23 protein-coding genes are annotated in these 21,470 nt (G+C 48.3%); 9 read left to right on the top strand and 14 right to left on the bottom strand.

The window, feature by feature from the left end; all coding sequences use genetic code 11:
- From ABY802_RS11100 to ABY802_RS11055, 10 genes are all read right to left on the bottom strand, one after another.
- On the bottom strand, window positions 1-524 hold a 524-nt coding region (locus ABY802_RS11100), incomplete at its 3' end, for an FAD:protein FMN transferase (protein WP_372627093.1).
- Between the two features lie 196 nt (window positions 525-720).
- Entirely contained in the window at window positions 721-1,947 is a 1,227-nt protein-coding gene (nqrF, locus tag ABY802_RS11095) for an NADH:ubiquinone reductase (Na(+)-transporting) subunit F (protein ID WP_372627092.1), read from the bottom strand.
- 20 nt (window positions 1,948-1,967) lie between these two features.
- On the bottom strand, window positions 1,968-2,576 hold the full coding sequence (nqrE, locus tag ABY802_RS11090) for an NADH:ubiquinone reductase (Na(+)-transporting) subunit E (protein ID WP_372627091.1): 609 nt from the start codon (window positions 2,574-2,576) through the stop codon (window positions 1,968-1,970).
- Window positions 2,577-2,586: 10 nt separating this feature from the next.
- The gene (locus ABY802_RS11085; RefSeq protein WP_217670995.1) at window positions 2,587-3,216 is read right to left on the bottom strand and encodes an NADH:ubiquinone reductase (Na(+)-transporting) subunit D; all 630 of its coding nucleotides are present in this window, start codon (window positions 3,214-3,216) and stop codon (window positions 2,587-2,589) included.
- Window positions 3,209-4,012, bottom strand: coding sequence for a Na(+)-translocating NADH-quinone reductase subunit C (locus tag ABY802_RS11080; RefSeq protein WP_372627090.1), 804 nt, complete (start codon window positions 4,010-4,012; stop codon window positions 3,209-3,211). The genes ABY802_RS11085 and ABY802_RS11080 overlap by 8 nt, the downstream gene beginning before the upstream one ends.
- Window positions 4,005-5,210, bottom strand: a complete 1,206-nt coding sequence (locus ABY802_RS11075) for an NADH:ubiquinone reductase (Na(+)-transporting) subunit B (RefSeq protein WP_372627089.1) — start codon at window positions 5,208-5,210, stop codon at window positions 4,005-4,007. Before ABY802_RS11075 ends, ABY802_RS11080 begins: the two co-directional genes overlap by 8 nt.
- A gap of 2 nt (window positions 5,211-5,212) precedes the next feature.
- A complete protein-coding gene (locus tag ABY802_RS11070; RefSeq protein ID WP_372627088.1) occupies window positions 5,213-6,550 on the bottom strand; it encodes a Na(+)-translocating NADH-quinone reductase subunit A in 1,338 nt (445 codons plus the stop codon).
- Window positions 6,551-6,881: 331 nt separating this feature from the next.
- The gene (gene fabV, locus ABY802_RS11065) at window positions 6,882-8,075 is read right to left on the bottom strand and encodes an enoyl-ACP reductase FabV (protein ID WP_372627087.1); all 1,194 of its coding nucleotides are present in this window, start codon (window positions 8,073-8,075) and stop codon (window positions 6,882-6,884) included.
- Window positions 8,076-8,230: 155 nt separating this feature from the next.
- Complete coding sequence (locus ABY802_RS11060; protein WP_372627094.1) at window positions 8,231-8,563, bottom strand: BolA family protein; 333 nt, start codon at window positions 8,561-8,563, stop codon at window positions 8,231-8,233.
- Between the two features lie 127 nt (window positions 8,564-8,690).
- On the bottom strand, window positions 8,691-9,314 hold the full coding sequence (locus ABY802_RS11055; protein WP_372627086.1) for an alpha-ketoglutarate-dependent dioxygenase AlkB: 624 nt from the start codon (window positions 9,312-9,314) through the stop codon (window positions 8,691-8,693).
- 32 nt (window positions 9,315-9,346) lie between these two features.
- On the opposite strand from ABY802_RS11055, the gene ABY802_RS11050 reads away from it, so the two are divergent.
- Genes ABY802_RS11050 through ABY802_RS11030 form a run of 5 tightly spaced genes read left to right on the top strand, consistent with a single transcriptional unit; the run spans window position 9,347 to window position 13,423 of the window.
- Window positions 9,347-10,501, top strand: a complete 1,155-nt coding sequence (locus ABY802_RS11050) for a methyltransferase (protein ID WP_372627085.1) — start codon at window positions 9,347-9,349, stop codon at window positions 10,499-10,501.
- A 5-nt stretch (window positions 10,502-10,506) separates the two neighbouring features.
- Complete coding sequence (locus ABY802_RS11045; protein WP_372627084.1) at window positions 10,507-11,058, top strand: YajG family lipoprotein; 552 nt, start codon at window positions 10,507-10,509, stop codon at window positions 11,056-11,058.
- Between the two features lie 4 nt (window positions 11,059-11,062).
- Window positions 11,063-11,644: a peptidylprolyl isomerase gene (locus ABY802_RS11040; RefSeq protein WP_372627083.1), complete on the top strand. Its 582-nt coding sequence runs from the start codon at window positions 11,063-11,065 to the stop codon at window positions 11,642-11,644.
- A gap of 54 nt (window positions 11,645-11,698) precedes the next feature.
- A complete protein-coding gene (locus ABY802_RS11035) occupies window positions 11,699-12,019 on the top strand; it encodes a hypothetical protein (protein WP_372627082.1) in 321 nt (106 codons plus the stop codon).
- A gap of 54 nt (window positions 12,020-12,073) precedes the next feature.
- Complete coding sequence (locus ABY802_RS11030; RefSeq protein ID WP_372627081.1) at window positions 12,074-13,423, top strand: MFS transporter; 1,350 nt, start codon at window positions 12,074-12,076, stop codon at window positions 13,421-13,423.
- A 58-nt stretch (window positions 13,424-13,481) separates the two neighbouring features.
- On the opposite strand, the gene ABY802_RS11025 is transcribed toward ABY802_RS11030, so the two are convergent.
- The 3 genes from ABY802_RS11025 to erpA form a co-directional block, all read right to left on the bottom strand.
- On the bottom strand, window positions 13,482-13,724 hold the full coding sequence (locus ABY802_RS11025; protein WP_290614098.1) for a helix-turn-helix domain-containing protein: 243 nt from the start codon (window positions 13,722-13,724) through the stop codon (window positions 13,482-13,484).
- A 309-nt stretch (window positions 13,725-14,033) separates the two neighbouring features.
- Entirely contained in the window at window positions 14,034-14,165 is a 132-nt protein-coding gene (locus ABY802_RS11020) for a hypothetical protein (protein ID WP_372627080.1), read from the bottom strand.
- A gap of 66 nt (window positions 14,166-14,231) precedes the next feature.
- Window positions 14,232-14,573, bottom strand: a complete 342-nt coding sequence (gene erpA / locus ABY802_RS11015; RefSeq protein ID WP_372627079.1) for an iron-sulfur cluster insertion protein ErpA — start codon at window positions 14,571-14,573, stop codon at window positions 14,232-14,234.
- A 178-nt stretch (window positions 14,574-14,751) separates the two neighbouring features.
- Here erpA and ABY802_RS11010 point away from each other — a divergent pair, with 178 nt between their 5' ends.
- The 4 genes from ABY802_RS11010 to hemL all read left to right on the top strand — a co-directional run bounded on the left by ABY802_RS11010 (window position 14,752) and on the right by hemL (window position 19,327).
- Complete coding sequence (locus ABY802_RS11010) at window positions 14,752-16,455, top strand: chloride channel protein (RefSeq protein ID WP_372627078.1); 1,704 nt, start codon at window positions 14,752-14,754, stop codon at window positions 16,453-16,455.
- A complete protein-coding gene (locus tag ABY802_RS11005; protein WP_372627077.1) occupies window positions 16,452-16,889 on the top strand; it encodes a CopD family protein in 438 nt (145 codons plus the stop codon). Before ABY802_RS11010 ends, ABY802_RS11005 begins: the two co-directional genes overlap by 4 nt.
- Before the next feature lie 90 nt (window positions 16,890-16,979).
- Window positions 16,980-17,984, top strand: a complete 1,005-nt coding sequence (locus ABY802_RS11000) for an aspartate carbamoyltransferase (RefSeq protein ID WP_372627076.1) — start codon at window positions 16,980-16,982, stop codon at window positions 17,982-17,984.
- A 62-nt stretch (window positions 17,985-18,046) separates the two neighbouring features.
- Window positions 18,047-19,327 carry a glutamate-1-semialdehyde 2,1-aminomutase gene (gene hemL / locus ABY802_RS10995; RefSeq protein ID WP_372627075.1) on the top strand — a complete coding sequence of 427 codons (1,281 nt, stop codon included), beginning with the start codon at window positions 18,047-18,049 and terminating at the stop codon, window positions 19,325-19,327.
- 21 nt (window positions 19,328-19,348) lie between these two features.
- Here hemL and ABY802_RS10990 read toward each other — a convergent pair.
- On the bottom strand, window positions 19,349-21,470 hold a 2,122-nt coding region (locus tag ABY802_RS10990), incomplete at its 5' end, for a winged helix-turn-helix domain-containing protein (protein WP_372627074.1).

Here is a 21,470-nt window from a genome sequence, read left to right as displayed (position 1 = left end):
CTGCCACTTACCCGCATTTCCCCGCCAATATCCACCAGATAATCGGTTATACCATTGTTTTCTAAAATCTCGGCAAGTCGATCAACACCATAGCCTTTAGCAATTGTCGATAAATCCAGTGCGACCCGTGGATCTGTTTTAACCAACTGGTTATTATTCAAGCTTATTTTTTCAATACCAACATAGTCAGCGATAGCGGATAGCTGCTCCTGGGCAGGTCGCTCCGTGATCCGTCCACTCGCACCGAAGCCCCAAAGCTCTACCAGGGGCCCGACCGTAATATCCAGCACGCCATGGGTTTGTTCACCAATTCGTATTGCTTCGGCAATCACTTTGGCGGTTTGTTCACTCAAAATGAAAGGCTCTGTTGTCTGTTGCTGATTAAAGCGCATCAGCTCTGACGCTGGCCGATAAGTCGACATCAGGTCGTTTATCAATTCCAGTTCCTGATCCATCTGCTGCTGTAACCTTGGTTGATCAACCGGCGTCGCACTGAAAAACTTAACACTATAGGTAGTCCCCATAGTGTTACCTTGTAGTACCTGTTCTTGCGGTAACGTTGTCTGAGGTCTACAACCCGCCAACCATAAACTTATGATCAACAACCAGATAAACGAAAAAGGAGAAACGCGTTGTATCATCTGTTCTGACAGCCTTCTAATAACATAAAGGGGCAACGCAGAACGTTACCCCTTTTAATTTCACCAGGATAGTAATGGTTTAACCACCAAAATCATCCAGCAGGATATTGTCGTCTTCTACACCAAGATCTTTAAGCATATTAATAACTGCTTTATTCATCATTGGCGGACCACACATATAGAACTCACAATCTTCCGGAGCTTTATGTTTTTTCAGATAGTTTTCATAAATAACATTATGAATAAATCCGGTGTAGCCGTCCCAGTTATCTTCTGGCTGCGGGTCAGACAACGCAACATGCCATTCAAAGTTGTCGTTTTCGGCCGCCAGCATGTCGAAATCTTCTACATAGAACATTTCACGCTTTGAGCGGGCACCGTACCAGAAGCTGATCTTCCGTTTTGATTTCAGGCGACGCAGCTGGTCAAACAGGTGTGACCGCATTGGCGCCATACCAGCACCGCCACCGATAAACACCATCTCTGCTTCAGTTTCTTTGGCAAAGAACTCACCAAATGGACCTGAAATCGTGACCTTATCACCTTTTTTCAGGCTCCAGATGTACGACGACATTTTACCACACGGTAAACTCAGATTATTTGGCGGAGGTGTGGCAATCCGCACGTTGAGCATAATAATGCCTTCTTCGTCAGGATAGTTAGCCATCGAATAGGCACGAATAGTCTCATCATCCACTTTCGACTCAAGGCTGAAGAAGTTAAAACGTTCCCAGTCACCACGGAATTTCTCCGGGACATCAAAGTCTTTATATTTAACATGATGTGGCGGTGCTTCGATCTGGATATAACCACCCGCGCGAAATGGCACAGATTCACCATCAGGAATAGCCATCTTCAGCTCTTTAATAAAGGTTGCTTTGCTATCATTAGAAATAACTTCGCAATCCCATTTCTTGATGCCAAAGATCTCCTCTTCAACTTCAATTTCCATGTCAGATTTAACCGAAACCTGACAGGACAAGCGACAGCCCTCACGAGCCTCACCTTTACTGATATGACCCATTTCCGTTGGCAGAATCTCGCCACCGCCTGACTTTATATGCACCCGGCACTGGCCACAGGTACCGCCGCCACCACAGGCAGACGATAAGAAAATACCACTGTCGGCTAACGCACCTAATAGTTTGCCACCCGCTTTAGTTTTAATGGCTTTTTCCGGGTCGTCATTAATGCTAATTGTAATGTCACCGCTGGCTACCAACTTTGATTTTGCTGCCAGGATAATAAATACCAGCATCACTACCACTATGGTGAACATGCCAACGCCAAGATAGATCTCTTGCATTGTGTTTTCCTTCTACTGCTTTACAGTGAAACGCCAGAGAAAGACATAAAGCCTAATCCCATTAAACCCACTACCAAAAAGGTAGACCCTAAGCCGCGTAAACCAGCAGGTATATCAGCGTACTTCAGCTTCTCACGAATACCTGCCAACAGCGTAATGGCTAATGCCCAGCCCACACCACTACCGATACCAAATACCACACTCTCACCGAAGTTATAGTCACGCTCAACCATAAAGGCTACCGCACCAAAAATGGCGCAGTTTACGGTAATTAAAGGCAAGAAAATGCCCAGTGCGTTGTATAATGCCGGGAAAAATTTATCCAGGGTCATTTCCAGAATTTGTACCAGTGCGGCTATAACCCCGATATAGGTAAGAAAACCCAGGAAACTTAAATCGGCATCCGGAAAACCAGCCCACTCTAGCGCGCCCGGCGCCAGCAACAGGTGAAATACCAGATTATTGACCGGCACTGAAATTCCCAGCACCACAATAACCGCAACACCTAAACCAAAGGCTGTTTTGATCTTTTGTGATACCGCCAGGAAGGTACACATCCCCAGGAAAAAAGCTAACGCCAGGTTTTCAATAAAGACGGCACGTACAAATAAGCTTAAATAATGTTCCATTTGCTACTCCTTATGCCTTCTCTACCTGTTCCGGGCGATATGCGCGCAATACCCAGATAAATAAACCAATGATAATAAAGGCACTAGGTGCTATCAGTAGGAAGCCCATTGGCTGGTACCAGCCACCCTCACTAATTAATGGCATAATTTGTACGCCAAACAGTGAACCGGAGCCGCCCAATTCGCGAATAAAAGCCACTATCAGCAATACCACGCTATAACCCAAGCCATTACCAATGCCATCTAGAAAACTCATACCAGGTGAGTTTTTCATGGCGTAGGCTTCTGCCCGGCCCATGACGATACAGTTAGTGATAATTAAGCCAACAAATACCGATAGCTGCTTGGACAGATCAAAAGCAAAGGCTTTGAGGAACTGATCCACTACGATTACCAACGAGGCAATAATAGTCATTTGCACAATAATCCGCACACTCGAAGGAATGTGATTACGGATCATCGAGATAAACAGGTTAGAAAATGCCACAACAAACGTCAGGGCGAAACACATCACCAGCGCGGTATCCATCTTGGTGGTCACGGCCAGAGCTGAACAAATGCCTAATACTTGCAAGGCAATCGGGTTGTTAGCGAAAACCGGCCCAAATAAGACCGTTTTAATTTCTTTTGCATTAGCCATTAGTTAAGGCTCCTTGACGCACTTTCTGCAAAAATGGACCGAAGCCATTCTCACCAATCCAGAAGGTAAAGGTATTTTGTACCCCGTTTGCTGTTAAGGTAGCACCTGATAAACCATCAACTTCATAAGCTGAATCAGGGTCTGCATTACCTGGTTTTTTCACTTCCAGCGCAACTTCGCCAGCGTCGTTTACCAGTTTTTTGCCTTCAAACTGCGCTTTCCAGCGAGGGTTTTCAATCTCTGCACCTAAGCCCGGTGTTTCACCCTGCTCATAGTAGTTTAAGCCGATAATGGTGTTGCCGTCTGTCTCCAGAGCCAGGAAAGCATGCATAGTCGACCACAAGCCGTAACCATGCACCGGCAGCACTACCGCCTTCAAGTTACGTTCTGTGTCATAGGTAAGGTATACCGGCGCTTTTTCCGCAACCCGGCGAATCGATGCCACATCGGCACCTGCATCCAGAGCTTCACTTAACTCAGGATCTTTCATCGCCCGACGATAATCATAGCTTTCAGCACAACGTGTATCACAGTCGGCGACAATTTCCCCGGTATCCAGGTTAACCAATCGTGATTCAACATGTTTGCTGAAGGTATCGGCGATTACCTGTGGTGAGGCTTTGCCTTCAATTAAGCCTACGCTGCGCAGAATATTAACCTGAGAATCGAGTAACTTATTCTGAGTCTGCTGTGGACGCAACTGCACAGCTGCGGTAGAAACCACAACTGCGCACACTAAACATAAGGAAACTACTACGATCAGCGTTTTGCTGATGGCGTCATTATTACTAGACATTACGGGCCAGCCTCCGCTTAATATTTGCTTGTGCCACGAAGAAATCGAATAAAGGTGCAAACAGATTGGCAAACAGAATAGCCAACATCATTCCTTCTGGATAAGCCGGATTAGCAACCCGGATCATAATGACCATAAAGCCAATCAGGATACCGTAAGCCCACTTCGCCTGATTAGTGAATGCTGCAGACACAGGATCTGTTGCCATAAAGAACATGCCAATAGCAAACCCGCCCAATACCAGATGCCAGTGCCATGGCATAGCAAATAATGGATTGGTATTTGAGCCAACTGCGTTAAACAGATAGCTGGTTAGGATCATGCCTATCATGACACCCAGCACGATGCGCCAGGACGCAATCCGGAAATACAATAGCGCCAGTCCACCTACCATCAACGCGAGCACTGATGTTTCACCGACTGAGCCTGGAATAAAGCCCAGGAAAGCATCCCACCATAATTCGGTGTTCGCTGCGTAATCCAGATCGCCCATTTGCGCTTTACTTAACCAGGTCGCACCCGAATAGCCATCGGCTACAGTCCATACCGAGTCACCAGAGATCTGGGCAGGGTAAGCAAAGAACAGGAACGCACGGCCAGCTAACGCCGGGTTCAGGAAATTACGGCCAGTACCACCGAATACTTCTTTTGCAACCACAATACCGAATGTAATACCCAGCGCAACTTGCCATAATGGAATAGTGGCTGGCAGAATTAACGCGAACAGGATCGAACTGACAAAGAAGCCTTCATTCACTTCATGCTTACGCACGGAGGCAAACAGTACTTCCCAGAACCCACCAACCACAAAGGTTACGGCGTATATTGGCAAAAACCAGACTGCACCATAAAACATCTTGCTCGCCCAACCTGACGCTTCGGTCAGATTACCGCCTAGCATCTGGAATATCGCAACCTGCCAGGTATCAGGGGTACCATAGCCTGCACTTAGCGCTGCAACGGCCTGATGGCCAATATTAAACATACCAAAGAATAAGGCCGGGAATAGTGCCAGCCAGACAAAAATCATAATCCGCTTTAAGTCGATGCTGTCACGGACATGAGTGCCGTTTCTGGTAACCAGACCCGGCGTGTACAATACAGTAGCAACTGCTTCATACAGCGCGTACCATTTCTCGTACTTACCGCCCTTCTCAAATTGCGGTTCAATGCGCTCTAAAAAATGCTTTAAACTCATGATTAGCCTTCCTTCTGGATGGTCGTCAAGCAGTTGCGAAGAATAGTGCCGTAGTCGTATTTGCCAGGGCACACAAAGGTGCACAACGACAAATCTTCTTCGTCTAACTCCAGGCAACCCAGGGTTTGGGCGCTGTCGGTATCACCGGAAATTAAGTCCCGTAACAACAGAGTTGGCAATACATCCAGCGGTACAACGCGCTCGTAATTGCCAATAGGCACCATGGCTCGTGATGAACCGTTGGTGGTTGTTGTCATATTAAACAAACGCTTCGGACTCAGATGCGACAAATAAGCGCGGGTTACTGAGAACTTGGTGGCGCCCGGGGCTATCCAACCTAAAAATTCTTTCTCGTAACCTTCAGCAAGCACCGATACCTGATTATGGTAACGCCCCAGATAACCATGAACACCATGGGCACTGCTACCTGCCAGCACTGAGCCAGATATTATACGGTTTTTGCCTTCATTGAGTTCATCTTTAGTCAATTCGGCCAATGAAGCACCCTGCACTGTTTTGACTAAACGTGGTGATTTCACTACAGGACCGCACAACGCGACCACCCGATTAGCATCAAGCTCACCGGTTAAAAATAGCTTAGCCATGGCAATCACATCCTGATAACCAATATGCCAAACCACTTTTTTCATACTAACCGGTTCTAAAAAGTGGATATGTGTACCCACTAACCCGGCAGGATGCGGACCATCGAATTCGGCCACTTCAACTGCGCTGCTCTGAGGCAGTTGGCTACCCGGCTTTCTGGTCAAATAAACTTTGCCATCGGTCAGCTTAGCCAACAGGGTAAGCCCCTGTGCAAAGGCGTCAGCTTCGGCGTTAATAATTACAGCTGGGTCAGCAGCTAATGGATTAGTATCCATCGCGTTAACGAAAATCGCGCGTGGTGTGCTGTCAATCGCCGGTATCTGGCTGAATGGCCGGGTGCGCAAGGCAGTCCACAAGCCGGAGTTAACCAGGTTTTCGGTAACTTGCTCGCGGCTTAAACCCGCCAGCTGGTCACTGCTGTAGCGATTAAACTGCTCGGCCTCATTACCGTTGACGGCAATGACAACAGATTGTAATACCCGCTTAGCACCACGGTTAATTTCTTTGACGGTACCTGCCAGGGGTGCAGTAAATTTAACGCCAGGGTTTTTCTTATCTTCGAAAAGCACCTGACCTTTTTTTACCACATCACCTTCTTCGACTGCCATCGTCGGACGCATGCCCACATACTCTTCGCCTAAGATGGCGACGGTAGTAATGGCATTACCCGTAGTGATCTCTTGTTTAGGACTGCCTGCGAGGGGAATGTCCAAGCCTTTCTTGAGTTTTATCATACGTACTTGCACTACTATTTTGAGAAGAAACCGGGTCTAGTTTTTCAGCTGCAGCGAGCACAGCACACCTGATTATACTTATTAAGCCCAGAAGGCGATTAATTTTTAATCAGATACACGTATTAAAGTCGCGAATTCTAGCATTAAAGCAAGCGGCTATCCATGGTGTGACGTAAAATTATCAGCAAAATCATTGCAGGCTTGCTTTGATAAATTTGCAGAACTGCAGAGCCAATAATGATGCTCAACCGTGATTATGCATCGCTTTGCCGGCCAGCTACGCCAGGCAACACCACACGAAAAGCCGCCCGCAGGCGGCGTGTCTGTAATACTAATTGGCCAGGTTGAGCAACGGCACGGCCGGTGTCACATCAGCCTGGTAATCAACGCCGTCAAAACCAAAACCAAATAAATGTAAAAATTCGGTATGGTAACCATGGTAATCCGTCAGGCTATCAATGGTTTCGGTGGTCACCTGATCCCACAGTGCAGCGACACTATCCTGCACCGGGTCAGCTAATTCTTTGCCATCCATCCTAAGCCGCCCTGCCTCATCCAGGATTGGGGTGTCGCTGTATAAACCCTGGCGAAATAAGCCGTTAATTTGTTCAATACAACCTTCATGAGTGCCTTGCTGTTTCATTACCCGATAAAGTAGTGAAATGTACAGCGGCATAATAGGGATCGCTGAGCTGGCCTGAGTTACCAGGGCTTTTAGTGACGCAACATAAGCTTTGGCTTTGACATCATCAAGCTTATTGCGAATGGCGCCTGCAGCCCGATCTAAATCTTCTTTGGCACGACCGATCGTCGCCTTACCGTAGATAGGCCAGGTTAGTTTTTTACCGATATAAGTGTAGGCGACTGTCTGGCAGTTTTCTGCTAACACGCCTGCAGCATGCAGCTGATCTAGCCAGCGCTCCCAGTCTTCGCCGCCCATGACTTTAACCGTATTAAATATTTCTTCGTCGTTGGCCGGCTCAACCGACACGTCTTCGATCTCGCGCTTGGTGGTGTTAAGGTTTTTCGCGGTGTAGGCCTGGCCTATTGGCTTTAACACTGAGCTGTAAACCTCACCGCTTACCGGGTCTTTACGCCGCGGCGCTGCCAGGCTATACACGACTAAATCAATTTTGCCCATTTCGCTACGGATAAGATTTATCGCTTCGGCTTTTAATTCATCCGTAAACGCGTCACCGTTCAGATGTTTGTTCCATAAGCCTTCCGCTTTGGCAGCCTGTTCAAATGCGGCAGTGTTGTACCAGCCGGCAGAACCGGTTTTGCTGTCTGACGGGGCTTTTTCAAAAAAGATACCCAGGGTGCTGGCGCCAGAACCAAATGCAGCGGTAATTCTGGATGCCAGGCCATACCCGGTCGAAGCGCCGATAACCAACACGTTCTTCGGGCCGTTAGTTACCGGCCCCTGTTGTTTGACATAGTCAATTTGCTGTCTGACATTTTCAGCACAGCCCACCGGATGGGCATTGGTACAAATAAAACCACGAATTTTCGGTTGAATAACCATAAGAAGTCCTGCTGTTAGCTCACTAAAAAATTATGCTAGTGTAAAACTTTAACGCAGAAAACAGGTCTGATCAGCCTGTTTATTTTATTTCCGGTTAATTTTAGCAAATGAAACAGCTGGTGCAGCTTGCAAAGCGACCTGTTACTCTATAGGTATTACAGCGATATTTTGTCGGTTTTGCTGCCACCTAAGCATTTAGGCGACGCTGGCGGTTTTTCGGCGTAATATTCGTACCATTCTGACGGCGTGTAGGTATGCAGCGCCAGCGCATGTATTTTTTCCGCCAGCTCTTCGGCCACCACCGCATTTACCGCACGATGGCGTGGCAGCAAGCGCATACCATCGAATGCCGGGGTGACAATAACCACTTTAAAATGGGATTCGGAACCGGCTGGTACGTTGTGATTAGCACTTTCATTAATTACTTCCAGAAACACCGGTTCAAAGGCACTCAGTAATTTTTGCTCTATCGAGGTCTGGATCAACATTGTCTTCATTCCCTGATCAGGTTTAGCGCTAATTTTAGCCAAGCGAAGCGGAGTTGTCGCCTGTTCATTGTTTTTTTGCCAGCAAAAAGCGAGTAACGAACTGGCCACCTTACTAAAAATAATTTTTCTAAACTGGCGGTGCAATATATCTAAAAGTAAGGTTAAGCCGCGGCGCAGCAACCCGGCTTTGTTTGGGTAACCGGTGCTGCCAGTGCTGTTGACAGGCGCCCGCCATGACCAGAAGGCTGCCATTCTCCAGCTGCAACTGTAACTGATGTCCCTGCGTCCGATGCTGCAAGTCAAAGCGTCGGGTAGCGCCTAAACTCAGTGACGCGATAACAGGTGCAGCACCAAGTTCTGGTTCGTTGTCCGCATGCCACCCCATATGATCCTGACCATTGGCATAGAGGTTAAGCAGCACGCAATTCAGTGGCTGGCTGATCCGGTCGCTGACCGCTGCGCTTAACTGCTGTACCGCCCAATGCCAGGGGGAAGGAGCAAAACGAACGCCCGAATACTGATAACTGCAATGCGGCTCTCCCATCCAGACCTGTTGACGTGGTATTTTCACCGTTTTACCATAAATGCGAATTTGCTCCTGGCGCCAGCTTAACTCTGCACTAAGTGACGCCTGTAGCGCGTCGGCATCGGTCTTGCTGAGCCAATCCGGCCACAGAGTAATCTCAGCGTCTGGTAATAAAAAGTGTTGTGCTACCGCTTTACGGTTGTCGCTCTGTGCCTGGCGTGTCAAAATGTCGCTCTCTATGCTAAGACGTTGTTGCTATGAATACCCAATTTCAGTTTGGACAGATCAACCTGACCCTTCAGCGTTGGCCGCTTAATCAGCCTAACCACAGTTTGCAGGCCTGGGATGCGGCAGATGAACTGTTAATAGACGCTGTTAATACCGCGGCAACCCGCTTCACGGCTTCGCATAGCAGGTCACCGCACCTGTTACTGATTAACGATAGTTTCGGCGCTTTGTCCTGTGCCCTGGCAACGTGGCAGCAAACCAGCAGTACTGACTCTTATCTGGCCCGCCAGGCAGTGAATTACAATCGCGCCGCCAATGGCTTAGATAACCAGCACTTTACCACTATAGACAGCCTGGCGCCGCTGCCTGCTGATGCGGATATTGTGGTGATTAAGCTACCTAATAACCATAGCTATTTACGTTTTATTTTAAGTCAGCTGGCAACCATTATCCGGCCTGAAACGGTTATTCTGGCGGCAGCGAAAGCCAAAGAAATTAACCGTAACGTATTGGATATCTTTGAAAAGCAACTGGGCCCTGCGGAAGCATCACTGGCTGTTAAAAAGTGCCGGCTAATTCGGTGTCAGCCAAAGCAAGGGAAATTACAACCGCAGTTCCCGCTGCAATGGCCGCTGGCAGATACTGATTTTACCCTGGTCAATCACGCTAACGTGTTCGCCCGGGAGAAGCTAGACTTAGGCGCACGCTTTCTGTTGCAGCACCTGCCCCAAGACACTGCCGGTCAGCGAATTATTGATTTGGGCTGTGGTAATGGCGTATTGGGTTTGGTCATACTGGCGCAGCAACCCGATTGTAAGCTGGTATTTACAGACGAATCCTATATGGCAGTCGCCTCGGCGCAAGCCAATATTGAATTGAATTTAGCCAACAGTATCAGCAACGCTGAGTTTGTGGTCGACGATTGCCTGGCAAGCCAACCAGACCAGAGTGCAGATCAGATTATCTGTAATCCGCCTTTTCATCAACAACATACTGTTACCACTCACATTGCTACGCAAATGTTTGCGCAAGCAAAACGTGTATTGAAACGGGGCGGCAGGTTGCGTATCGTTGCAAACCGTCATCTCAATTATCAGCAGCAATTGCAGCGGCTATTTGGCCACTGTCAGCAGTTGGCTGCTAATCCAAAATTTGTGATACTTGAAGCCATAAAAAGGAGCTAACTCTGATGCGTATCCTGTTGCTGTGTCTATTCTTGCTTGCCGGCTGCGCCAGTAAGCCTCCGCAGTTAATTGTCAGCCCTCAGGTATTCTGGCCGCAGGCACCTTCCCTGAGCCAGACTTCGTTTAATTTCTATTTGCTGGACCAACGGTCAAGTATGAATACCCTGGTTATTTATCGTGGCGAATACAGTAAGGGCTATGCAACGGCCAATGATCTCAGGGCAGAGTTAGAGCAGACCGTTGCCACAGCGCTGCAAGCCAGGGGCGCCAGCTTAAACAATCAAAGCGGACGTACTTTAACTATACAAATTAACCAGTTACAAGCCAGGGTTAATCAGCGACCACTGGACCATGAAGTGGTTAACCGGGTAACTATGACCGTATTGGTGCAGCATAATGGCAGTACATTCTCTAAAGCGTACAGCGGTGACAGCCGGCAGATTGCGCCCCTTAAAGCCGATATTGCAGTGATTGAACGGGAGCTCAGAGTACTGACCGAACAGGTGTTGACCGATTTATTGCGTGATGAAAGCTGGCAAACCGAAATAAGAGGATAACCTAATGCGAGTCTGGCTAACGTTTTTGATTTTATTTTTTACCCTGCCGGTCTGGGCAGGTAAGTTTATGCAGCCAGACAATCTTTACCCCAAGGTGCAGCTTGAAACCTCAGTGGGCAATATTGTGCTGGAGCTGGATCGCAGCCGGGCGCCACTCACGGTCAATAACTTCTTAAGTTATGTGAAAGCTAATACTTATAACAATACCGTTTTTCACCGGTTAATCGCAGATTTTGTGGTGCAAGGTGGTGGTTACAATCGACAATTTGCTGAAATTGAGCAGGGAAAAACCATTTTTAACGAATCCGGCAATGGTTTAAAGAATCACTATGGCACTATTGCCATGGCCCGGCTGACGGATCCACACAGCGCCAGTAGCCAGTTCTATCTTAATCTGGCAGATAACGACAGCCTTGACCCAGGCTCCCGCTGGGGCTATGCCGTATTTGGCAGAGTGATCAGTGGCTTTGACGTGCTCGATAAAATCAATGCATTGCCAACCGAAACCAGTGAGAAGCTTGGCTGGCCAGACGTACCCGTTGAGCCGTTACTGTTAAATACCGTGCGCTTACTGCCAATCGAGTAAAACCGACTATACTTGCCTTAATTGTTGTCACCTTTGCAACAGTTGAGGCAAGCAATGACAGAGCGGTTTATTGAACTTAAATCTCAGCAGTTGGTGTACTATGTGTCGCGTTTTTTGCGCGGCCGGCTCGCCCACAGTGAGCTGCACTTATTTATCTGGGATACACTGGAAGAGTGGTCGCAACTTGATTTGCTTGCAGGCACTCCCGGCAGCATGCGGGAGCGGGCGTTCTGGCACCTGATGCACCAACTGGAATATTGGCCTGCCCACAGCCTGCAACATAACCGTCAGCTTCGTCGCCGCATCCAGGATTGTATGTGTTTTCTGCGCGGTAAAGGCCAATGCCCATTAGATTGCGTTGGCGTCCGTCCCTAATCACTTGACCTGCTTTTCCAGCAAGGTAAGCTACCGCTAACGTTTTAAAAATGGATGTTTAACTTGGCCACATTACCTCTCTGGCTCGTTGGCCTGCGTATTTATTTTCAACGCCAGGTGTTAGCGATATTTGTGCTGGGCTTTTCCAGTGGCTTGCCGTTAATGCTGGTATTCGGGGTATTATCCTTCTGGCTTAGAGAAGCACAGGTATCCCGCGCCGACATTGGCTATTTTAGTTGGGTAGCGATGGCCTATGCGATAAAGTGGCTTTGGTCTCCCCTAGCCGACCACCTGAAGATCCCGCTATTACACAGCAGGTTGGGCCGACGCCGCAGTTGGCTGTTAAGCTCTCAAATTCTGGTCACTGTAGCGATTTGCAGTATTGCACTGACCGATCCGCAACAGAACCTGGCCTTAATGGCCGTTCTGGCGGTAGTTCTGGCTTTTGCTTCTGCTACTCAGGATATCAACGTTGATGCGTTTCGCATTGAAAGTGCAGCCATTGAGATGCAGGCTGCACTGGCCGCCGCTTATCTTACCGGTTATCGTCTGGCAATGATTCTGGCGTCCGCCGGTACCCTTTGGTTGGCAGCATTATTTTCTGATGGACAGGGGTATGATCTGGCCGGCTGGCAACATGCTTATCTGGTGATGGGGTTGTGTATGCTGCCTGGCATTGTTACCACGTTGCTCAGCAAAGAGCCGGTCAGTGCCCTGACCCAGCAGCAACGCACCGAAGGTTCAGTATTGCAACGACTGACAGCCTGGTTAAAGCAGGCTGTCGTGGCTCCATTTATCGACTTCTTTCACCGTTATAAGTGGCACGCCGCGCTCATTCTGGCTTTGATAGCCTGTTACCGACTCAGCGATGTGGTAATGGGTGTGATGGCCAATGCCTTTTATGTTGATATGGGTTATAGCAAAGAAGAGGTCGCCAGCGTCTCAAAAATATTTGGGGTAATAATGACCCTGGTTGGAGCCGCACTTGGCGGGATCTTAATTAATCAGTTTGGTATTATCAGAGTATTGTTCGCCGGCGCGATCTTAAGTGCCGCTACTAACCTGTTGTTTTCGGCACTTAGCCAGGTTGGCTACGATTTAATGTGGTTAACGCTGGTGATTTCTGCAGACAATTTAAGTGCTGGGATTGCCACCAGTGCCTTTATTGCGTACTTATCGTCTCTGGTCAATTTGGCGTTTACCGCTACCCAATACGCCATGTTCAGTTCGCTGATGCTGCTATTGCCAAAGTTCACCGGTGGGTTCTCTGGTCAGTGGGTTGACCAGCTCGGTTACAGTAATTTTTTTATTATGACGGCAACCATGGGTGTGCCCGCACTGATCCTGATTATCCTGTTAGCACGTTTGTCTAACACCACTGCTGATAAAAAAGCCGCTGAGTAGCGGCTTCCTTTCTTAATCTTAAGTTAAGCGCAAGCTTACTTTAAGTCTGAGCGCATGCTTAGGCACTAAGTACCTGTTTTAACCCCTCAGTCGGATCGACTTCCAGCGCCTGACAATAACGGACATATTCAACGACGTCCAACCGGCGTTCCTGATTTTCAACTTTACCGATAAATGAATGAGGCGTCCCTAAAATTTCAGACAAACTACGCATGGTATGGCCTTTGTCCTGGCGCTGTCGTTTCAGCCAGACACAAAGACGCTTGTTTTCATCTGAAATTACACTTTTAGTACCTTTCATATTTTTTCTTCTCCCAGCGTGTTACGCTTTTATTATGATTAACCAGCCTTCCTGCGAAATAAAATCCAAACCTTATTGCCAATGCAATAAGCAATTTAAGCTTTTTAATTAAACCATAGGATGCGGTGAGCGTATAGCTACATGCGTTAAAAAATGTACAGGGGCTTTACATTGGCAAAAATGAGTGGTGAGTATAAACAGCACGGCGGTCAAGGTATTAGCAACCGCCAGAGAATTCCGAGGGTTTAAAAAATGGTTAAACTATTGTTTCTAGTACCTTTATTAATGTGCATTATATGGTATTTGTATTTACAGCAGAATAATTGGACTATCGCGCAGGGTAAAAAGGGGTTTATTTACATTATCAGCTTCAACCTTGTCATAGCGCTGGTTCTTACCATTTTGCTGTTTGCAACCAGCTGACAAGATAATATCACTCATTCAGAACGACTTTGCTGGTTAGCCCGGCAAAATCGTCCTTTAAAATTTACAAAAAGTACACTTTTACTAAACAGAGAATGACGAACCACAACCACAGGTTGTTGTTGCATTAGGGTTTTGCACGATAAAACGGCTTCCCTGCAGCCCATCGGTATAATCGACCACCCCGCCCATCAAATACTGCAGGCTCATTGGATCAACTACCATCGAAACCCCCTGCTTCTCCACGGTCAAATCACCCTCGTTGACTTTTTCGTCAAAAGTGAAACCATACTGAAAGCCAGAACAACCACCGCCGGTAATATATACCCGCAGTTTCAGATTCGGATTGTCCTCTTCGCTTACCAGCAAGGCAACCTTGCGTGCCGCGGCATCGGTAAATTCTAATGGTATTTGCATTTCAGACATGGGTGCTCCAACTCGGGTTACAACAGCGCGGATTATCTAATACCTGACTAATTTATTCAAGTATTAACCCTGCGGTAATCAAACTTAACCATGAAACTGCGTTAGCTATGCAATTAAGACCTGCGTTCTCAACCGCTTATGTTAGACTTATCCCATCGTTTACTTTATGCACTTTACTATGCGACGATGGAGAGACTGGCTGCCCGGGTTGCAGCGTCGATTAGCTTTACCACAGACCTCCTTGCAACTGTGTTTGCTGGGCATGCTGGGTGGCCTGATTGCGGCCCTGCTGATTATTATTTTTCGCCTGGCAATCGTGGCTTTTCAGCTATTGTTCTTAACCCAAACCGATGACTTCTCCAGCGCTGACCCTGAAATTGTCTGGCTACTGCCACTGGGTGGCGCACTGTTGATAGGCCTGCTTGCTCTGCTAACCGGATATCGTCATTACCGAATGGGTATCCCTTTTGTTATTCATCGAATTAAAACCCGCTACGGCATTATGCCTTTTCGAAATACCCTGAATCAATTTTTTGGCGGCATTGTTGCCCTGGTTAGTGGCTTTTCAGTGGGTCGGGAAGGTCCTTCCGTTCACCTTGGTGCTTATGGTGCCAGCTCGGTGGGCCGCTATTTGCAGCTTCCTTATAACAGCGTTCGGATCCTGGCTGGGTGCGGCATAGCTGCTGGTATTTCCGCTTCTTTTAACACGCCACTGGCCGCGGTCATTTTTGTGATGGAAGTCGTATTGCGTGAATACCGGATCCACGTTTTTATCCCGATTATGCTGGCCTCGGTAGTCGGTGCGTTGGCCACACAGTTAGTGTTCGGCCATGACCGCGAGCTGGCATCGCTAAATATTGTGGCGATCAGCATCTGGCATTTTCCCTATCTAATTGTCTGCGGTATTGTGTTTGGCGCAGTCGCCTTTTTGTTTAACCAGAATCTGATGCGGCTTATTCGTTTGGTAAAAAACTGGCCATTAATGGTTCGGCTGGCGTTGGCCGGGATTGTGACAGCCGCAGTAGGTTATCTGATACCACATGCGATGGGTGCTGAAACCGGTGCTATCTTTAATGCGGTTAACCATCCGACTGACGTGCAGCTATTACTGGTGATTTTTATCGGCAAACTAATACTGACCATCTTTGCCCTTGGGCTTGGAGTTCCTGGCGGGGTTATTGGGCCGGTATTTGGCATGGGCATTGTCTTAGGTACCCTGCTGGCAATCGTACCCGCCATTTTTATTGGTGATAGCAGTACCGCGGGTACCTATGCCGTGCTGGGAATGGCAGGTTTAATGGCCGCCACCTTGCATGCGCCCTTAGCCGCGCTGCTGGCGGTGATTGAGCTGGCGTCCAACCAGCAAATTATTCTGCCTGCCATGGTGGTGATCATTACTGCCTACGTGACAACCGTACAGTTTTTCAATAATAAATCTATTTTCATGATGCAACTCGATTTTATGCAGCTGCCGTATAAACTGGCACCTGCTGATGACATTTTGCAAAAAGTGGGGGTATTGGCGTTATTAAGCAAAGAATATGTTTTGCTGCATAACCCGGCGGAAGATGCGGTTCGCCAGCAACTGGCGCAGCTGCAGCTGCCAGTGCAATTGCTACTAAGGCGCGACGACGGCGAGACACCTCAGTTTGTCGCCGCCAGTTATGATGTCAGTTTGTCGTTAAGTGGCGACAGTGCTATTCGTTATCAGGACATTAGCGGCTTATCTCATCAGTCAACCATGGCTGAAGTATTTGCCATACTTGAAGATGAGCGTGATGGACTGGTTTATATTTATCAGGACGATCCGAACGAACCTATTGGTGTTATTCGCTGGGATCAGGTTCGTAGTTTGCTAACTAAGCAGAACAACTTATTATGACGCTGATTTTATTGTGCAAAGCATTACATGTTTTTTTTATGGTTGCCTGGTTCGCGGGAATATTTTATTTGCCACGGCTATTTGTCTACCACGCCGAAACCCGCAGCACTGAATGCTCTGACACCTTTAAAACAATGGAACGGCGTTTATTGTGGTTTGTTACCCCTTTTGCGCTGCTGACGCTGGTGTTTGGCATTTTACTTATTGCGGCCTATGGTAAGGCCTGGTTTGTGGCCAGTGGTTGGTTACATCTGAAGCTAGTGCTGGTGATACTGCTTTATGGCTATCATGGCTGGTGCTTCAAGTTACTGGCAGATTTTAAACATAATCGGAACCGGCACAGCCCACGTTTTTACCGGATCTTTAATGAATTACCGGTATTACTGCTGTTGGCCATAATTTTACTGGCTACCCTGAAACCGCTGCTGCACTAAACTCGCTTTTGCTTAGTAGTTTTGCGTATAATAGCAACCAATTTGCGCCCGCAGCGGCGCCTGATGGCATGTATTAAGTGAGTACTGACGATGAGTTTCAAAGGCCAGCATATTCTTTCTGTTAAGCAATTTGATCGGGACAGTATTACCCGGATTTTTGATATTGCCCGGCAAATGACACCCTACGCCAGCCGCAAAAAACGCACCAAAGTACTGGACGGCGCGATATTAGGTAACTTATTTTTTGAACCCAGCACCCGGACCCGGGTCAGTTTTGGCTGCGCCTTTAATTTACTGGGCGGCGAAGTACGCGAAACAACAGGCATGGAATCTTCTGCATTATCTAAGGGCGAGTCGTTATTTGATACTGCCCGGGTAATCAGTAGTTACAGTGATGTTATTGCCATGCGCCATCCGCAGGCCGGCTCTGTTGCCGAGTTTGCTGAAGGTAGTCGGGTGCCGGTGTTAAATGGGGGTGATGGTGCCAATGAACATCCCACTCAGGCCTTACTCGATCTGTTTACCATAGAACGGGAGCTGGCAGCGTCTGGCCTGCAGATTGATGGCATGCACATTGCCATGGTGGGCGATTTAAAATTCGGCCGTACGGTGCATTCCTTATCTAAGTTACTGTGCCTGTATCGCGATATCAAGCTGACGCTGGTCTCACCGGCTGAACTGGCCATGCCGGATGATATCATCAGCAGCCTGACCAATGCCGGACATCAACTGGTGATCAGTGACAAACTGGAAGGCCATTTGAATGCCGATATCGTATATCAGACCCGGATCCAGGAAGAGCGTTTTCCTTCTAAAGCCGATGCCGATCAGTATCGTGGCAAATTTCGGTTAAATCAGGAAATTTATACCCGTTACTGTAAATCGAATACGGTTATTATGCATCCGTTGCCGCGGGATTCGCGGATCGAAGCCAACGAATTAGACAATGATTTAAACCTGAACCCTAACCTGGCTATCTTTCGGCAGGCTGATAATGGTGTGCTGGTGAGAATGGCACTGTTTGCCCTGACGCTTGGCGTAGAAAATATTGTCAAAGATTACGAATGTGCGGTGCCCTGGTATAGCAATAAATAGTACCTTAATGATGTACTGCAAGCGACAGGCTCCGCCAAACCTAACTGCAAACGGAAACTATTATGTCTTTATCTGAAACCCTTTTTCAACGCGCCCAGCGCACTATTCCCGGTGGCGTTAACTCGCCAGTCCGTGCCTTTAAAAGTGTCGGCGGTACTCCTGTATTTATTGAACGTGCTAATGGCGCCTACCTGTTTGACGTTGATGGTAAACGCTATATTGATTATATCGGCTCCTGGGGCCCGATGTTGCTGGGCCATAATCATCCAGCAATCCGCGATGCGGTTATTCAGGCTGCCGCCAATGGCCTGAGTTTTGGTGCCCCCTGCCCGGCAGAAATTGATATGGCAGAAAAAATTGCCCAGTTAGTGCCATCGATGGAAATGGTCCGCATGGTCAGCTCAGGTACAGAGGCGACCATGAGCGCCATTCGCTTAGCCCGCGGTTATACCGGGCGCGATACCATTTTAAAGTTTGAAGGGTGCTACCACGGCCATGCTGATTCGCTGCTGGTAAAAGCAGGTTCAGGGGCACTGACTCTGGGCGTCCCAAATTCGCCCGGCGTGCCGGCTGACTTTGCCAAATACACCCTGACCTGTGAATTTAATAATTTACAGCAGGTAGCCGATATTTTTGCAGAACGAGGTGACGACATTGCCTGTATTATTGTCGAGCCGGTAGCAGGTAACATGAACTGTATCCCGCCTGAGCCCGATTTTTTGCAAGGCTTACGCCGGATCTGCGATGAGTATCAGACTGTACTTATTTTTGATGAAGTGATGACAGGCTTCCGGGTGGCATTAGGTGGCGCACAAGCGGTATATCAGGTTACTCCCGATCTGACCACCCTTGGCAAAATCATTGGTGGGGGTATGCCGGTAGGCGCTTTTGGCGGCAGACGGGAAATTATGCAGCACATTGCGCCGCTCGGCCCGGTATATCAGGCGGGTACGCTATCAGGCAACCCTATTGCGATGGCCGCGGGCTTGGCAGCACTTACCGAAATCAGCAAACCAGAGGTATTTGAAAAGCTAACGGCAAAAACCAGTCAGCTGATTGCCGGTATCGATGCCGCAGCCCGCCAGCATGGTGTGCCCATGACCTTTAATCAGGTTGGTGGCATGTTTGGTTTTTTCTTCAGTAAAGAAACCAAAGTCAGTAATTTTCAGCAGGCAACCCAATGTGATATCAGCGCATTCAAACATTTTTTCCACCTGATGCTACAAAAAGGCATTTATCTGGCACCTTCGGCCTATGAGGCGGGTTTCTTGTCCCTTGCTCACAGCGACGACGATCTGAAAGCCACTATAGACGCCGCAGCGAGCAGTTTTGCTGCACTTTAACCACGTTTCAATGTAACCTCGTTAACTGCGGTTTTGCAGCCAAACGATGTCGGTATCGTAATGCCGTGGTTGCACACTGAATACACTGCCGGCATTGTCGCTATGGATCTCCAGCGGCAAGGCCGGAGCGGGCCAGGCATAACTTGCCGTCTCGCCGCTTTGCCAATTGTATACGTTAAGCAGCCAGTGCTGGCGGTCCAGCCAAAGTAATTGCTGACTACTGGTGGCCCACTGCGCTGGCAGAATATGATGCCAGTTCAGGTTTACTGGTAATGGTGTCAGCTGCAACGGCGTGCGTTCTGACCATAATGCCAGCGTATCGTCGTTATAAAACTGCACCACTAATCCTTGGGGGGCACATTTAAAATTGACTACTCCTGTCAGCAATACTTCCGGCTGCTGCTGCTGCTGGTGCAGCAATTGCCAGCCATCATTATTTTGCTCTGTCCAGTACAACGTATTATGGCAGCTTTGATAGCGCCCCGTTACCGGCGGCCCCGCCATTAACGAGAGCCTGCCATCATCCAGCGCAATCTGATACAACTGATTATCGATAACAGCCAGCAGCAACGTCTGATGCCAGAACAACTGCTGAATATACTGACCAGCGACTAATCGCGACAGTTGCCGACTCTCACCAGCGTTGGACAACCACACCTGATTGTCGCCAGCACGCTCTGACACGAAGGCCAGTTGCTGACCATTGGCAGCAAACAGCCGCTCGTTGCGGTTACTGGTTTGCCAGCTCTGCTCACTATTTAGCTCGCCATCGTTAATCACAAAATTGACAATATCTGTCGTATAGTCAAGGTGTTGCGTCGTTAAAATTCGCTGCTGATACCGCTGCGGTTGAGTCAGTTGCCAGGTCATCGGGCCTAAACTAAGCAGAGTATTGTCTTTCAGGTTATATAACTGTAATTCACTGTTTTGCAGGGTTAACAACGCATGAGACTGATCCCAGCGACTACTGGTAAGAACTCGATGTTCAAAGTTATCAATTTTGTCCAGTTGCTGCTGTTCCACGTCAACCCGATAAAGCTCACTGCGATAAAAATCCTGCTGAGCCACCAGATAAAGCGATTGCCCTACCACCAGCAACTGGTCGGCACTTTGCCATTTTTCCGGAAACGCCATTAGTCTGGCGGTGGCGCCATCTTCAGAGCGCCGCCATAATTCATAGCGTCGCAAGTCAGTGGCATAATCCAGCCAGTACCAGTGGCGCTTAAAAATCGCTAAACCTTGCACTAACACCTGCTGACATGGCATTACTTTGCTGGCAGGCATAAAATCAGGCATAACCTGTTGCTGATAAAAATAACAACGCTGTTCTTCGTCCAGCGCCCGGAACACCAGCTGTGCGTGGTCTAACCAAAGCGCTTGGCTAACTTCGCCATATTCTCTGTCGTGATAACTTACCTTTAGGCTGGCTAAATCCTGGCGTGCCAGTTGAAAAGGTGCATCTTCAGACTTGCGGTACCAATAAAACGCAAACTGCTCAGCGCTCTCCAGTGTAGCCCAGAACTCCTGCCCCGTTAACGCACTTAATGGCTTGATCGAATCAGGTAACTTGGTTAGAGGCGTTACTGTCATACTGGCCAGCAAATACGCTAACACCGTACCACCGACTAATAAAACTGAACATACCGCACTGATAAACCGCCATGGCAGGCCCTGGGCAACGGGTGCAGTTGCCTGATTTACTAGTGCACGTGAAGCGGGAGTGGTAAAAGATGAGGCAGATAGCGGCACGGGATTATTAACTGCCGGTTTGCGCTGCGCGCTGGTTAACGGTTCAATCAGACAAAGCCACTGATAGCCTTTTTTTGCTATGGTCGCGATGTACTGTGGTGACTTTACATTATCGCCCAATACTTTTCGCAAGGCGCCCACCGCCCGCATTACCGCGGCATCGGTGCCTTCGCCGGCCGGCCAGACATCAGTAATTAACCTGTCTTTATCCAGGATCTGGTCACAATGCAGCAAAAAATAGTTTAGCAGGCTGTGCAGTCGGGGCTCTAATACAACCGGCACCGCAGAGCCAGAATCCGGCGCCACCGGCATCAACTGCCCATAAGCTGCCTGATAATACCAGTCGCCAATTTTTACCAGTGGTTCTAAATTCGACATTAAGGTCCGCCCGACT

Source organism: Arsukibacterium sp., from assembly GCF_041616895.1.
Classification (GTDB): domain Bacteria; phylum Pseudomonadota; class Gammaproteobacteria; order Enterobacterales; family Alteromonadaceae; genus Alishewanella.
Note: the sequence above shows the minus strand (reverse complement) of the source record. Positions and strands in the feature narration are given on the sequence as shown.

Coding starts and splice junctions, on each gene's coding strand:
- nqrF (WP_372627092.1), bottom strand. CDS start 1,947: ATGCAAGAGATCTATCTTGGCGTTGGCATGTTCACCATAGTGGTAGTG.
- nqrE (WP_372627091.1), bottom strand. CDS start 2,576: ATGGAACATTATTTAAGCTTATTTGTACGTGCCGTCTTTATTGAAAAC.
- ABY802_RS11085 (WP_217670995.1), bottom strand. CDS start 3,216: ATGGCTAATGCAAAAGAAATTAAAACGGTCTTATTTGGGCCGGTTTTC.
- ABY802_RS11080 (WP_372627090.1), bottom strand. CDS start 4,012: ATGTCTAGTAATAATGACGCCATCAGCAAAACGCTGATCGTAGTAGTT.
- ABY802_RS11075 (WP_372627089.1), bottom strand. CDS start 5,210: ATGAGTTTAAAGCATTTTTTAGAGCGCATTGAACCGCAATTTGAGAAG.
- ABY802_RS11070 (WP_372627088.1), bottom strand. CDS start 6,550: ATGATAAAACTCAAGAAAGGCTTGGACATTCCCCTCGCAGGCAGTCCT.
- fabV (WP_372627087.1), bottom strand. CDS start 8,075: ATGGTTATTCAACCGAAAATTCGTGGTTTTATTTGTACCAATGCCCAT.
- ABY802_RS11060 (WP_372627094.1), bottom strand. CDS start 8,563: ATGTTGATCCAGACCTCGATAGAGCAAAAATTACTGAGTGCCTTTGAA.
- ABY802_RS11050 (WP_372627085.1), top strand. CDS start 9,347: ATGAATACCCAATTTCAGTTTGGACAGATCAACCTGACCCTTCAGCGT.
- ABY802_RS11045 (WP_372627084.1), top strand. CDS start 10,507: ATGCGTATCCTGTTGCTGTGTCTATTCTTGCTTGCCGGCTGCGCCAGT.
- ABY802_RS11040 (WP_372627083.1), top strand. CDS start 11,063: ATGCGAGTCTGGCTAACGTTTTTGATTTTATTTTTTACCCTGCCGGTC.
- ABY802_RS11035 (WP_372627082.1), top strand. CDS start 11,699: ATGACAGAGCGGTTTATTGAACTTAAATCTCAGCAGTTGGTGTACTAT.
- ABY802_RS11030 (WP_372627081.1), top strand. CDS start 12,074: ATGTTTAACTTGGCCACATTACCTCTCTGGCTCGTTGGCCTGCGTATT.
- ABY802_RS11025 (WP_290614098.1), bottom strand. CDS start 13,724: ATGAAAGGTACTAAAAGTGTAATTTCAGATGAAAACAAGCGTCTTTGT.
- ABY802_RS11020 (WP_372627080.1), bottom strand. CDS start 14,165: ATGAGTGATATTATCTTGTCAGCTGGTTGCAAACAGCAAAATGGTAAG.
- erpA (WP_372627079.1), bottom strand. CDS start 14,573: ATGTCTGAAATGCAAATACCATTAGAATTTACCGATGCCGCGGCACGC.
- ABY802_RS11010 (WP_372627078.1), top strand. CDS start 14,752: ATGCGACGATGGAGAGACTGGCTGCCCGGGTTGCAGCGTCGATTAGCT.
- ABY802_RS11005 (WP_372627077.1), top strand. CDS start 16,452: ATGACGCTGATTTTATTGTGCAAAGCATTACATGTTTTTTTTATGGTT.
- ABY802_RS11000 (WP_372627076.1), top strand. CDS start 16,980: ATGAGTTTCAAAGGCCAGCATATTCTTTCTGTTAAGCAATTTGATCGG.
- hemL (WP_372627075.1), top strand. CDS start 18,047: ATGTCTTTATCTGAAACCCTTTTTCAACGCGCCCAGCGCACTATTCCC.